Origin of the sequence: Hallella absiana (assembly GCF_025457485.1) — a bacterium.
Taxonomy (GTDB): domain Bacteria; phylum Bacteroidota; class Bacteroidia; order Bacteroidales; family Bacteroidaceae; genus Prevotella; species Prevotella absiana.
The window spans coordinates 42,522-56,802 of sequence record NZ_JAMXSP010000009.1 but is presented as its reverse complement, the minus strand read 5'-3'; the positions used below and the strand labels follow the sequence as shown (position 1 = coordinate 56,802).

The following is a 14,281-nucleotide window of genomic DNA, read 5'->3' as shown; positions in this document are numbered from 1 at the left end:
TACTCTTCGCATGATCGCGCTCTGACCTTTCTTATAAAATAGTTAACAGAAGCAAAGAAAATGCTATTATTATCTGTATAAAAGTTAAATATCCACCAAAGACAAGCATTTTGTTGCCCAAATATTTGGTTGTTTCAAATCAATCATAGTATCTTTGCAGTGTACTATTAAAGTAGTACACTAATATAGGTAACAATTAAACGAAAGAATAATATGATTGATGTAAGAGACCTCTGTTTTCATTATCAGGGCAGCAAGCACCAAGTGTTTGACCACTTCGCCTTGCAGTTGCAACCCGGAAGCGTCTACGGACTGCTGGGCAAAAACGGCACCGGCAAGTCCACACTACTCTATCTCATCAGTGGACTGCTCCGACCCGACAGTGGCACGGTGACGGTCAACGGCATGGAAAGCCGGTTGCGCCTCCCCGAAATGCTGCAGGAAGTATTTATCGTACCTGAGGAATATGCCATGCCCGACATGAGCTTCGAAGCCTTCGCCGACATGATGCGCGCCTTCTATCCTCATTTCAGCGATGACCTGCTGGCCAAATGCCTCGCCGACTTCGAGATGCCGGCACATCCCAACCTCAAGGAGCTGTCCATGGGACAAAAGAAAAAGGTGTATATGAGCTTCGCCATTGCCACGGGCACCCGCCTGCTGATGATGGACGAGCCGACCAACGGCCTCGACATCCCGTCGAAAGCACTCTTCCGAAAGGTGGTGGCCAACTACATGGAGGACGACCGCACGCTCATCATCTCCACCCATCAGGTTCACGACATCGAGAGTCTGCTCGACCATGTGGTCATCATCAACCAAAGCCGCGTGCTGCTCAACAGTTCCATCGCAGACATCTCTCGTCGCTATGCCTTCCGCTACCTCTCGCCGCAGGAGATGGACAATACGGTGCTCTACGCCGAACCCACACTGCAAGGCAACGCCGTCATCATGCCGCGCGGCGACGGTGAGGAGACACAAGTAGACCTGGAGTTGCTCTTCAACGCTACGATCAGCGGAAAGCTCGGAAATGCTTAGTGCTTAGCACTTATTTATACATTATTCATTATACACTATACATTATACATTATTCATTATACACTATACATTATACATTACTATGTCACGATTTAAGCAAGTGCTTCGCTGGGAGTTGTTGCTCAGCAAGCGTCAAATAGCCACCATGGCCCTGACCTTCTTCGGTCTGGTTGTCATCCCACAGATCCTCACGCTCGTCTTCAAGTCATCGTCGAGCAGTGCTTATACCATGGGCATCCTCTGTTCCGTAGCTCTGTCCGCCTATCTGCTTTGCAGCGGTGCGCTCATCTTCTCCAGCTTCCGCAGCCGCCAACAACGCATCAACAACTTCATGCTCCCAGCCTCCAACAAAGAGAAGTTCATCGCCCGCTACCTCGTACTCGTGGTTGCCATGCCGCTGGCTGCCATCGCGGGTTTCTTTGCCGGCGACATACTGCAATATCTCATGAGCTTGATGATCAACAGCAATGCAGCACAGTGGGCTACCAGCGCACTCACGGAAGGCCTCAACAATAGTGGCATCTTCCATTTTTATACAAATCTCAATGGCGACCCATCCCCTGTTGAAGGCTTCCTCGTGATTCTCTTAGGAACCATCACGCAGCACGCCTGCTTCCTGCTTTTCGGCAGCATCTACCACAAGCATCCACTCGTGATGGCTGTCCTTACGTGGATGGGGCTCGGCATCGCGCTCCTCATGTTTGGTGCTTTGGCTGCGAACCTTCTCACTGAGTTCATCAACAGTGGCTACACGATCATACTTTACGATGCATGGTGGAATGCCCTCTACTTCGTTGTCAGCATCGCGCTCATCATCTTCTGCTACTGGTTCGCCTTCCGTCGCTACACCCGTCTGCAGGTCATCAACAACCAATGGATCAACAAATAAAAGGCGTCCGTTTCGTTTTGTAAGACGCTGCTTAGCAGCATCTCCCAATCATTAAAAAGTATCACCATGAAAAAGTTAGCATTTATGTTTATCGCCCTTGTGGCCCTCATTTCCGTTTCTGCTTGCCGCATTGAAAAAGTCAACAACAACGACGAGCCCACGAAGTCCTACACGCTCAACCTCCGCGACTTCCAAAGCATCAAGAACTACTCCAACTGCGACATCCACTTCACGCAGTCCGACACCTACAAAGTTGTCTTGAAGGCCACCCCACGTTGGTACGCTTCTCACACTGTCACCGCCAACCGTGGTGAGCTCGTCATCACGCAAAAGGAAGAGAAGAAGCAAAAAGGCATCACCGTCTTACATTTCAACACCACAGGAGATGGTGCCGAGCTCTGGATCAGCGCGCCCTCGCTGATTGCCCTCTCCACCGCCGGCAGTGGCGACTTCTATGCCGAAAGCAACATCACCGGCAAAAGCCTGGAGCTGTCCATCTCTGGCAGCGGCGACAGCAAGCTGAAAGACGTTACCCTCTCCGGTGATTTCCAATATATCGTAGCAGGCAGTGGTGACATAGAGACCGGAACCATACAGGCCCGCAATGCTTCGTTCAGCATCAGCGGCAGCGGTGACGTAAAGAGCAAGCTGACCAATGTCAAAGTGACAAAGCTCTACATTGCCGGAAGCGGCGACGGCACACTCAACTTCGAACATTGCGGTTATGCGGGCATCAGCATCGCCGGCAGCGGTGACGTCGACCTCTGCGGCACGCTGCAATCACTTGACAAGAGTGTGTCCGGTGCCGGTGACATCGACACAGACAAGTTGCAACTCGGCAAGTAATCACACTTCACAACACATAACACTCACGTATATGGCATTCAACAACGACAAAGCCATCTACCTGCAGATAGCCGACCGCCTGAGCGACGAGATCCTCGCGGGTGTCTACAAGGCTTTTGACCGTATCCCCAGCGTGCGCGAATATGCCGCCACGCTCGGCGTCAATGCCAACACGGCGGTCAAGGCCTACGACCAGCTCGCTCAGGAAGGCATCATCTTCAACAAGCGCGGCCTCGGCTATTTCGTAGCGGAAGATGCGCAGCGACACATCAAGCAGACACGGCGTCAGACGTTTCTCAAGACCGTCCTCCCCGAGTTTGCCCGCCAAATGAAGCTCCTCGACATCTCTTGGGAAGAGCTCAAGGAAGCGGTAGCCTCTGTTCAGTAAGACGCTGCTTTGCAGCGTCCCACCCAAAAACAATAGCAAGACAATGAAAAACAATATCAAAGGCAAGCAGGCGCTTGCCATCACTCTCCTTTCGTTCTCCCCTATCGCCGCTCTGGCCCAGGCTCCGGTCAACACCACCGACAGCCTTAAACTCCAAGCCATCCACGACAGCCTCGACCTGCAAGGCGTGGAAGTGGTGGCGCAAAAGCCCGTCGTCAGGATGACGACCGACAAGATGACCTACAACGTACAGCAGGACGAGGACGCCAAGACCATGACGCTCCTCGACATGCTGCGCAAGGTACCTATGGTCACCGTGGACGGACAAGACAACGTCACCGTGAAGGGATCTGCCAGCTTTAAGGTCTATGTCGACGGCAAGCCCAACCAGATGTTCCAAAACAACTTCTCACAAGTGGCGAAGTCGATGCCTGCCTCCATGGTGAAGAGCATCGACGTCATCACCTCACCGGGCGCCAAATACGATGCCGAGGGTACCAGTGGCGTGCTCGACATCAAGCTGGTGCACCAAAGCGGACAACCCAACAGTGACTGCAGCAACTGCTACAACGGCAATGTCGAGCTCTCCCTCAGCAACAAGGGCGAGCGCGCCAACGCCTACATCGGCGGACAGCATGGCAAGCTGACCTACAGCGCCATGGGCATGTTTGCCTGGCAGGACTTTGGCAACCTCAAGGTGACCAACACCCGTCTGCAACAGACTTCTCTTGGTGAGTCGCTACAGACCACAGACGTGGAGTTCAAGCAGAAGCATCCCTTCTCTTTTGGCAACTTCACCTTAGGCTACGCCCTCGACTCTTTGAGCACCATCAACGTCAGTGCCGGTGTCAATGGCGGCTACACCAACCAGAATATGCAACCGCGCAACTCCTTCTCGGGAGGCCCTTACGGCAATGGCTTCAGCTATGTCTACAATTCCAGCCAACGCAACCGCTTTATGGGCGCCAATGCCAGTGCCGACTATCAGCGGTGGCTCAACGCTGACCATACCTCGTCGCTGACGCTGAGCTATCTCTTCGACTACAACCCGGCCCGTAACCGTACATGGACTATATATAATAATGTGTCGGGTGTGACGGGACTCACCCTTACCGATCTCTTCTCCGACTCACGTACATGGGGCACCAGCCACACGGGTCAGGCAGACCTGACCTTGGACCTTGGCAAAGGACAGACGCTGGAGACGGGCACGAAGTTCATCAGCCGACGCAACAAGAGCGACAGCCGACTCTACGACATCGTTGACGGTAACGACGTGCTCAACGACGCCGGCAGCATGCTCTACCGCAACTTGCAGAGCATCGTGGCAGGCTATGCACAGTATAAGCTCACCAAGGAGAAGTACAACGCACGCCTCGGCCTGCGCTACGAGCATACCTTCGAGAGCGTGAAATATGCTGAGCACAGCGACCGCAACTTCCATAAGGACTATGGCAACCTCGTGCCTTCGGGAAGCATCGGCTACAACATCACACCGATGTCCAACCTCGGTCTGACCTACACCATGCGCATCTCGCGACCGGGCATCAGCCAGCTCAACCCTTACACCGACCGCACCGACCCGACAGCGCTTACCTACGGCAACCCGTCACTCGCCGTGGTGAAGTCGCACAACGTGACGCTGGCCTACAACTTCTTCATGCCGAAGGTGATGTTCAACGTCAGCCTCAGCCACGACTACATCGGCAATGAGATAGAGAACTACCAGTTCGTGGATGCCGACAACAAATACAACAGCACCTACGCCAACAACGGCAAGAGCAGAAACACCTACGTGGATGCCTTCGTCCGCTGGGCAGCCTGCAAGAACTCCACGCTGATGCTCAGCGGCAACGTGTCTTACGGTGACTGGAAGGCGAAAGAGCTGGGCTATCATAATTGGGGATGGTCGGGCAACGCCTATGTCGGACTGGAGCAGCAACTGCCATGGAAAATCAAGAGTTCATTCGGACTCTTCGCCCAAACACGCCAGTACAACCTCATGGGCTACAACAGTGGCATGCAGTTCTTCAATGCTTCGTTCACCCGCTCTTTCTTCAAGGATCGCTTAGAGCTCTCGGCCCGCTATGCCAACCCGCTCCGCAGCCACCTGATCATCAACCAGCACAGTGCCGGTGCCGACTTCAGCAACCATACCCACGTCTCCATTCCTCTACAGGTCATAGCCCTGTCCGTGAAGTGGAACTTTGGCAACACAAAGAAGCAGTTCGGACAGTACAGTTCGAAGATCAACAACGACTTCAACGACTCACAAAAGAAAGACTCACCGACAAGCAAAATGGGCATGTAGTCCATCCTACTCTATTCAAAACAACAAGAGCATCCATGGTCTGAAAACGCTCAGACTATGGATGCTCTGTTTGTTCCTTCAATTTACTTTTGTTATTTCAAAGGCTATGAAACAAAAGCTCGTCAAGTGATGATGAGCTTGTAACCGATGCCGCGTACATTGACGATGCGCAGCTGCGGGTCACGCTCCAAGCGATGGCGCAGCTTGGTAATAAACACTTGCAAGCTGCGCCCATTGAATAGCGTATCGTCGCCCCACAATGCTAAGAGGATGTCACGCGACTCCACCACATCATTGGCGTGCTCAGCCAACATCCGCAGCAACTCGGCTTCGCGGTGCGACAGTTCTTCCACATGTTCCTGCCACGCCAACTGTTGTGTGACGGGATTGAAGCGATAGCTTCCGATGTCTATCCAGCGGTCACTTTCTTTCGGCTCCGACGATGAGGAATGACTATAAAGTTGCTGCCGTTCAGCCAGGCGGCAGACGCGTGCCATGAGCTCTTGCAGACTGAACGGCTTCTTCAGATAGTCGTCACCACCCATCTTGAAACCATTGACCACGTCGTTGACCGATGAGCGGGCGGTGAGAAAGAGCACCGGTGTCAATTTGTCGTGCTCACGGATACGCCTCACCATCTCAAAGCCGTCCATACGCGGCATCATCACGTCAGCGATCAGCACGTCGGGCTTGTCAGCAAAAAACGCGCGCAGTCCTTCCTCGCCGTCAGCAGCAAGCGTCACACTCATGCCCTCAGGCTCCATCGTGTCCTTCATGATCATGGCCAACGATGCCTCGTCCTCGACCAACAATACTTTTATCTTTTGCTCCATCGTTTCTGTTTCTTCTATACAACTTTGTAGGAGATGCGGCGTCACGCCCCATACATTACACGACGGAGAGTGCCGCACCTCCTACTTATTGACCGAACATCAATATGAACTCCGTGCCTTTCCCCAACGTACTTCTGACGCTGACCTCGCCACCCATGCGCTCCATGATATTGCGCACGTAATAGAGCCCGAGGCCATAGCCCTTCACGTCGTGGAGGTTGCCCTGCGGCACACGGTAGAACTTGTCGAAAATATACTCCAACTTCTCCTTGGCAATACCGATACCATTATCTGCCACGGTAATAGCCCCATCAGACAGACTGATGGTAATATCAACCGTGATTCCTGAGTATTTCAAGGCATTGTCTATGAGGTTGCCTAACACATGCTGCAACTGAGCCGCGTCGGCAAATACCATAGGATGGTTGTCGCCACCTACAATATGGAAAGCCACGGGCTTGTCGGCCTTCAAGCGATACTCCTCGACAAGGCTTTCCACCACGGGCGCCACATCGACTTGCTGCATATCGAGCTGCAAGGTCGTGCGCCGTTCCATGGTCATCTGAAGGATCTGCTCCACGAGTTGTCCGAGCTTCTTCAGTTGTTGCAAGGTTATCTTCAGGTATTCAGTCCGCTTCTCTTTCGGCAACGACTGACCAAAGTTGAGCAGTGCATCGTTGGCGGCGTATGCCACAGAGACCGGTGTTTTCAACTCGTGCGTCATGTTGTTGACGAAGTCGCTCTTCATCTCGTCGACAGCTTGCAACTCCCGGATGGTACGCCCCAACATCCAGAACACCATTAACAACAAAAGGATGACGACCACCGATAGGCCGATGACACCCTCCATGTTGCTAAGCACGATCCACCCCAAGGGTACACAAAACACGCGGTAGCTAAGCGTATGACCGTCTACGTCCCATTGCAACCGGGCAATCTCCACAGCGTGGTTGTGACTGTAGCCAATCCTTTCTGTATGCGTAATCATCCGATTGTCTTTCCACAGTTCTACCTTCATTGTTTCTTCCATACCACAAGCGGCCATCTTCGCGTCCAGCAGATTATAGAAAGTAGCCACGTCCGGTAGGGCAGCGGTGTCCACCACCTGATGCAAACCTCTACGCATCTCTTTGATGATGGAGGCGAAGGGATGGGATCTGGCAGTGTCGAGAGATAGTATTTTCTCCTTTCCGTTCTTAGCACTGTCAGATTTCACGACCTTGTATTTCTCTATCGTGGTCTTCTTGACAACGTTTCCTTTCCGTTCGATACGTATCGCTTTCCACAACGTTTCCTGGTGTTTATCCTGATCACCAATGACATACACTGCCGTCATCTGCTTATGGTAGAGCCGCTGACCTCGGATCAGCAGCTCTTCATAGTCGCATTCGGCGATGGCGTCATCAAGTTGTTGGCGCATCCGTGCGTGCTGCATGTTGTACTGTCGGAAAAGCCAAAAACACAGCAGGCCGATGACCGCCGACAGTGCTATAGCAATGGCGATAAGGTTTCGTTTCCACTTCATACACGCAAAGATAACACTTTTTCTGCTTATTTCCGGCCCTTCCTTCTCTATAATGTGCCGCAGTGAGGGTATGGCACAGTTCTGTAAGATGCTGCTTTGCAGCATCCGCCCGCATTGCAGCATCCGCCCGCCTTGCAGCATCCTCCTGCTTAGCATCACTGCTTGAACCGCGCCGTGTCTACCTCTTTGCTCTTGTCCTTGTATCCTCCGAACCTATAGACCAGCGATACGCCCACCTGACGATAGCACGAGAAGTCCATTTTCATATTCTGGTTGCCGAAGCGGATGACAGGGTCGATGACGGAAGTCTCAAAGAGGTCGTTGCAGAACACATGGAGCGTGGCACGCTTCTTCCAGAAGATGTATTTCAGTCCAAGGTCGACATTGCCCGAGGCCGGCAGGTCGTAGATGGCCTGATGAGCCTTGGAGCGTATCATGCCGTCGAGATTGAGATAGAGATGGTTGGGGACAAGGGTGAAGTTGTTGCGCAGGCTGGCCATCACCCAAGCGATGTCGCGGTTGAAGGGGATGTCGTAAAACGCCGAGCATTTCTCCTTCATCCACACACCGAGAACGGTAAGACGGCTGTCGAGCCAGCTGCCGAAGCGCTGAGGCACAGACGCCTGCAAGCCCAACTGCTGAGAATAGTCGAAGTTGAGAAACTTGTATTGCACGGTCAGCCGATCATGGCGCTGGTAAGGTGTCTGCGTGAAGTAGTCATCGGTGTAGTTGAACCATGCCACGAACTGGTATTTGTTGTGCAGCACATAGACCAACTGTGTCTGATAGTTGCTTGAAGGCTTGAGGCTCGGATTGCCCACCACTTCGTTATAGCCGCCATTGCTGAACGACGTGAAGTTTTGCAGCGTCCAATAGTCGGGGAACTTCTTGTCACTACTGACGTTGAGCAGAAGCATGTGACCGCTGTTGGGCATGTAGGTCAGCGACAGCGTGGGATAGACATTCCACTGATGCCAGGCCGGCGAGTGATAATATTCGGCAGCCAGCGAGACCTCGAAGTCGAGCTTCTCTCCTATCTTGCCGTTGGTACCCGCATAGATGTTGACGATGTCCTCGTTCTGGCGACTGTATGAATTGGTGGGACTGGCGGCGGTGTTGCTGCCCGTAGGCAGAAAAGTCTGCCAACTGTGGTCATTGGTGAGATTATAGCGCACGCCGTAGTTGAGTCCCCATCCGCCCGCAAGGCTGTGCTCTTGTCCAAGATGGAACTTCCAGCGGTTGATGCGCTGGTGCTCGTCAGTATCGAAGTGGAGCTCGCCCGTAGGCAGCGTGCTGATGAGATGCTGTGTCGAGGGCGTATTATAATAGGTGTATTCCACGTTGACCTTCGTGCCTGTAGGCAACTGGTAGTCGAGCATCACGTCGTGCATGGTCTTTCTCGTCCGATAAGCATTGGTCGCCATCACGTTACCCGTCACGTCCTCGCGTGCGTGTTCCGTGTCGTAATTGCCGGTGTAGCTCAGGCTCAACCGATGATTGTCGGTAAAGGCATAGTCAAGTCCCATTCGCCATAGATGCTCGTGATCGCGGCTGCGCTGCGTCTCGTGCGTCTCAATGTCGTGTGTCGTTCCGTCGTCAAGATGGTGAAGCGAGGTCTCGTCCGTTGTTCCGTAGGTCTTGCCATGATTGTGTTGATAGTTCACGCTGAAGTCGAGTTTTCCTTTATGATAGATCAGTCCTGCCTTTTCGCTCCACATCGCCTCGTGTTCTTGGTTCCAGGCTCCCGTGAGTTCTCCCTGCCATCCGTCGGTCTGCGAACTATCAGAGGCGATGTCGAGGTTGATGCTCGCCCCACGCACCTCGTAGCGGGCTGGTGTGGTGTACATCACTTCGGCATGCTTCAATCTGTTAGCGGGAAGACTCTTCAGCAAGGCATTGAGTTGAGCGGCATCCATCTGATAGTGCTTGCCGTTGATCAATACGTTGAAGGCATTGCCTGCCAGCGTGAGTGAGCCGTTGTTGTCAGTCACGCCAGGGATGAGCTTCAGCGCGTCATAGACATTGTCCGCGCTTTCTTTCTTAAGCAGCAACGGCATATCGTAGGTCAGCTTGCTGCCCGCCACCTTCACGATAGGTCGCTCGCCTTTGACCATCACCTCCGGCAGGGCGTGGATGATGCTGTCCATACGTAGTGAGTCGGCAGAGCTTGTGGCTGTGCCCGATCCGTCTGTCTGCGCATAAGCAGCAGTCGCTGCCATGCAGAGCATCAGTATCATAGCTTTTCTTTCCATCTCTCTGAGTTTTTTATCATTGCAAAGTTAGGTTGAAAAAACAATACTACCAAGTCTATCCACTTATACATCCTTAACGCCAAGGCTTAAATAGGCTTAACATCATTGCGGTGTTACGCCAGTTTCTCTACAAAGCATAATCCATAAATCGTAATTAAAACTTTCCACAAATATAGCGAATTTATCAATTACGATTTATAAAAAGACAGAAAAGAACCAAAGTTTTAGTTATGATTAACAAAGTAAGGCTATGCCGCACGATGAACATGTGGCATAGCTTTTATAACACAAACTCCTTTTGGCATTCTCACAGTCTATTTTTCTCTTCACTACCTGCGCGTATGCCTTTGTAACGGCTGCGTACAGTATTGAAACTGTAAGTGAACTGAATACCCACGCACTGTGTACTGTCGTATTCTTTGAACTGGGTACGGACGTTAATGCCTCCATAGGCCGTCATCTCCTTGTAATTGGTGTGGAAAATATCGTTGGCATAAAGCGAGAGTCGAATATTCTTACTCTTTAGCCACTGTTTGGAAATACGGAGGTCTACACTGGCCACCGTCTTAGTTATAGCTACATTAGACTTGTTATAAGGCGTGAGGCTCGCAGTGATGTTCGCTGTCCAGTTATAGGGAAGTGTGAACGTGTTGTCAAGTCTGAACTGCGTACAAAGTCCATTCCAATAGTGCGTGATGCCCATGGGAGCCAAGTCGGCATCTGAGAAAAAGAGCCTAGCGGTGTAGTTAAGATGCCAAATGCCTAAGGTAGGCGAGGTATTAAGTGTCACCCCGTAGTTTTGTGTCTTTGGCGTGTTGCGGTAGTCTGTGATGATGACGCCGGGATGACTCACATCGTCGTAAGCCGTTTGAAAGGTGCGGAATGAGTTTTTGATATAAGTGTAATAGGCTTCCACCGTCATCCATTTCCATACTGTCGTCCACGAAAGATAATACGTAGTCATGGGTTGCAAGAAGGGGTTGCCCGTATCGTACTCGTATTTGCTACGGTAGTTCACCGAGGACGACATGATCGAATAAGGCGGATTGTACCGGTATGTGGCAAATGCTAACGAGTGCTGCCACCCGTCGTCAGCATAGCTCATTGATAATTTGGGGATAAGCACATGATAATCGTGGCTTAGCTCGTCGTCTTTCTTACCATCCACATCATAGCGGTTGTGTTCGTTCTGTAGCCTCAAAGAAGCCGAGAAATTCAACTTCTTGCCAATGGGGAGCGCATAGTTTGCATAGAGTGACCAGATAGCAGTGCGTTGCCGGATATGAGTGTCAGCAGAAAATCCGCTCTGTGTGAAATCTGCTTTTCTGTTGGTATAGGAAGTCTCTTCACCGAAGGAGAACGTTCCAGCGGGCATCGGCGCCGAGACCGTGAGCTTCTCGGCCCACAAGTTGCTCCTCGTGCTCGTGTTGCTACTAACCGAAGAGTCGTCAGTACCGCCGGCCATATCCATGTCAGTGTGGCTTCCATAGTAATCGGCACTGAAATCGATTCCCCACTTACCCAATCTGCCCACATAGTAGGTGTTGACGCTGTTAGCCAAATTAGGTTTCGACTTGGTGACGCTTTGGTTGTCGTCATCACTGAAATGCTCACCATTGCGCCACACCTGCTCTGTCTTTGTGATGGTTCTTTTTCCCTTGACAGTGCCTGTGGCAGAATAGGTAAGGCCAAGCGAATGCCTGTCGTTGATTTCCCAGTTCCAACCCACATCACCGTAAATAAACTTATAATCATTTCTCCACTTGCTGCGGCTATGGTAGTCCCATGTGTCGGTAGCCTTTAATTGATCATTAGACGTGGCTGTGATACGGCCTTTGCTATCTGCGGCATTGGCACGGATAAAGAAGTCCATGCCATTACGCAGACGGTAGTTGAGCGAAGCATTAGCTGTAGCAAGCATCCCTTTGCTTTTCCCAAAGTTTCCCCATAGGCTTCCGCTCCAGCCCTCGCCTTGCCGGCGAACGGTCTTCAATCGGATAACGGATGTCACGTCGGAGGCATACTCCGCACCAGGGCGTGTGATAATCTCCGCTGACAGCACCTCGGCGGTTTGCAGTCGCTCCAGTTCGCTGGCATCGCGCACCAGCTTGTTGTTGATGTATATCTGCGGAGTACCATGTCCGGCCACAGTGCCGTCACCCATGACAAGGGGCAGGTGCTTGATCATCTCTTTCGCTGAGCCGAATTGCTCTAGTTGAGAACCTTTCACCATTACACTCAAGCCGTTTGGCGAAGGCTTGTAACTGAGCTTATGCCCCTGTACCGTCACGCCTTTCAGCGTATAACGGTCGGCCTGCAGGCGTATGGTGCCAAGATCGGGCGAGGCAGCGGTCCACAGTTTAGACTTGTAGCCCACGTAGGTCACCTTGGCGATGACACGCCGGGCATTGCAGGGAATGACGAAATAGCCACTCTCGTTGCTCACGCCACCGGCAAGAAACGAGGAGTCAGCGGGCGAGAGCAGCACCACGTTGGCATACTCGGCGGGCTCGCCCTTGTCGTCGACCACGCGGCCTTTGTACCTCAACACTGTCTTCTGCGAGCATTCCACGTTGATGATGCTGTCGCCCACCATCGTCATCGAGATGGGATAGAAGCCGATGAGATGGCGGATGGCCTCGGGAATGGTTGCGCCCTTGATTGATGCCGTCACGTGAAAGTCCTCCAAGTCGTTGTAGATGAAGTTGATGGTGTAGCGATGGGTCATGCCACCGAGTTGCTGCAAAGCCGTGGGCATCGTCACGTTGCGGAAGTCGCGGCTCACACGCTGGGCATGGACTTGGACGGCACCTAAAAGGAGAATATATAATAATAGGTGTATCTTTCTCATAGCTATTCTACATTAAGGGTGTCACCGTTACGTGTAATGGAAATCTGCTGGAAGCCGTTGAGGATGACAATGTTGGCGTCAATGGACTTAGCCTGGTCCCACTCAAAGTGCAGACGGATGGCCTTGGCGGTAGCGGTGCTGTAGACGACCTTCAATCCGTAGTACTGCCCCATAGCAGAGAGGATGTCGGACAAAGTGGTGTTGTCGAAGACCTTGACAACGGGCGCCGGCTTCTTCTTCTCCTGCTTTGGCGTAATGCTGTCGGCGGTGGCGGTGGTGTCACGCAACGCCGCTGTGACGGGAGCGTGCTGCACTACTTCCGACTTCTCTGCGACAAAAGGACTGCGAATCCAACCCAACCGCGTCATGGCGGCAAAGGTCACACCGGCAAGGAGGACACAGCCGAGGAAGACGGCAGCCACACGCAGCCAGCGGGGAATGCGATGGCGGGAAAGCGGATGAGAGCTCTCGGGATGTGACTGGCTGAACGCCTTCCATGCTTTTTCCACATCGATGTCTTCGTCTTCGGCCCGCTCTTTCGCGAGGGCACGTTTCAACTGGGCAAGCGGTTGGGCATCGTGTATGATTTCACGGAGTTCCTCATCGGTGTAATACTCGGGATGCTCCTGCGCGTCAAGGAGGCGCTTGATTTTCTCTTCGTCTGAATAGTTCATGGCTCTGGGGTTTTGATGTTCTCTTTCAACACTTTGACGATGTGCGACAGATGCTTCCACACGGCGATGCGGCTCGTGCCCGTCTCGGCGCAGATGGCCTTGTAGTCCTTGCCATCGAGGAAACGCTGCGTGAAGAGGTGCAGTTCCTGCGGTGAGAGCAGTGTGTGGGCGAGTTGGCGCAGCTGTTTGAGTCGTCGCTCGTCGTCCAGCCAGTCATCACCGTCGTGCAGTTCGTCGGTATAGAGGCGGAGAATGCGCTCGCGGTTGCTCTTATCGCGCAGCCGTTTCAGACAGCGGTTGCGCACGGCCACCATCAGGTATCCCTTAGCCGAGGCGGGCAACAGCTCGGTGTTGCTCTCCAACAGATGGGCGAAGACCTCACTCACCACGTCCTCGCTCTCCTGCCCGTCGTAGAGCAGGGAGCAGGCCACACTGTACATGCGGCGATAGTGTTGGCGGAAGAGCTGTTCAACGTGTTGTCTGTCCATCGTCTGTCTTGTGTTTTTTTATTATCAATACCCCTAAGCGAAGAGAATGTTAACCCCCCGCGCTAAAATTTCCCGTTCAACTTGATAAGCATATTTACAAAGATACTCTTTTTCAAGCACACAGAAGACCGAGCCCTACGCTTTTTCGCATGTTAGATGCAATTTTCTCCCCAAATCCACCAGCAG

At 52.5% G+C, this 14,281-nt stretch carries 11 protein-coding genes; 5 read left to right on the top strand and 6 right to left on the bottom strand.

All coding sequences use genetic code 11. From position 1 onward, the window contains the following. Positions 1-213 precede the first annotated feature (213 nt). The 5 genes from NG346_RS06300 (at position 214) to NG346_RS06280 (ending at position 5,472) form a co-directional block, all read left to right on the top strand. Positions 214-1,038 (top strand): ABC transporter ATP-binding protein, encoded by an 825-nt coding sequence (locus NG346_RS06300; protein ID WP_262280177.1) that lies wholly within the window; start codon positions 214-216, stop codon positions 1,036-1,038. Positions 1,039-1,120: 82 nt separating this feature from the next. Next, positions 1,121-1,927: a hypothetical protein gene (locus tag NG346_RS06295; protein WP_262280178.1), complete on the top strand. Its 807-nt coding sequence runs from the start codon at positions 1,121-1,123 to the stop codon at positions 1,925-1,927. 66 nt (positions 1,928-1,993) lie between these two features. Continuing rightward, positions 1,994-2,773 carry a DUF2807 domain-containing protein gene (locus NG346_RS06290; protein ID WP_262280179.1) on the top strand — a complete coding sequence of 260 codons (780 nt, stop codon included), beginning with the start codon at positions 1,994-1,996 and terminating at the stop codon, positions 2,771-2,773. A gap of 31 nt (positions 2,774-2,804) precedes the next feature. Then, a complete protein-coding gene (locus NG346_RS06285) occupies positions 2,805-3,161 on the top strand; it encodes a GntR family transcriptional regulator (RefSeq protein ID WP_154534515.1) in 357 nt (118 codons plus the stop codon). A 43-nt stretch (positions 3,162-3,204) separates the two neighbouring features. After that, entirely contained in the window at positions 3,205-5,472 is a 2,268-nt protein-coding gene (locus NG346_RS06280) for a TonB-dependent receptor domain-containing protein (protein ID WP_262280180.1), read from the top strand. A 122-nt stretch (positions 5,473-5,594) separates the two neighbouring features. Here NG346_RS06280 and NG346_RS06275 read toward each other — a convergent pair whose 3' ends face one another. The 6 genes from NG346_RS06275 to NG346_RS06250 form a co-directional block, all read right to left on the bottom strand. Next, a complete protein-coding gene (locus NG346_RS06275; RefSeq protein ID WP_262280181.1) occupies positions 5,595-6,305 on the bottom strand; it encodes a response regulator transcription factor in 711 nt (236 codons plus the stop codon). Between the two features lie 85 nt (positions 6,306-6,390). Next, positions 6,391-7,830, bottom strand: coding sequence for a sensor histidine kinase (locus tag NG346_RS06270; protein WP_262280182.1), 1,440 nt, complete (start codon positions 7,828-7,830; stop codon positions 6,391-6,393). Between the two features lie 155 nt (positions 7,831-7,985). Then, positions 7,986-10,082, bottom strand: coding sequence for a TonB-dependent receptor domain-containing protein (locus NG346_RS06265; protein ID WP_262280183.1), 2,097 nt, complete (start codon positions 10,080-10,082; stop codon positions 7,986-7,988). Positions 10,083-10,389: 307 nt separating this feature from the next. Next, positions 10,390-12,933, bottom strand: a complete 2,544-nt coding sequence (locus NG346_RS06260) for an outer membrane beta-barrel family protein (RefSeq protein WP_262280184.1) — start codon at positions 12,931-12,933, stop codon at positions 10,390-10,392. A gap of 2 nt (positions 12,934-12,935) precedes the next feature. Beyond that, complete coding sequence (locus tag NG346_RS06255) at positions 12,936-13,607, bottom strand: DUF4974 domain-containing protein (protein ID WP_262280185.1); 672 nt, start codon at positions 13,605-13,607, stop codon at positions 12,936-12,938. Continuing rightward, positions 13,604-14,095: an RNA polymerase sigma factor gene (locus tag NG346_RS06250; protein WP_262280186.1), complete on the bottom strand. Its 492-nt coding sequence runs from the start codon at positions 14,093-14,095 to the stop codon at positions 13,604-13,606. Before NG346_RS06250 ends, NG346_RS06255 begins: the two co-directional genes overlap by 4 nt. Between the last annotated feature and the right edge of the window lie 186 nt (positions 14,096-14,281).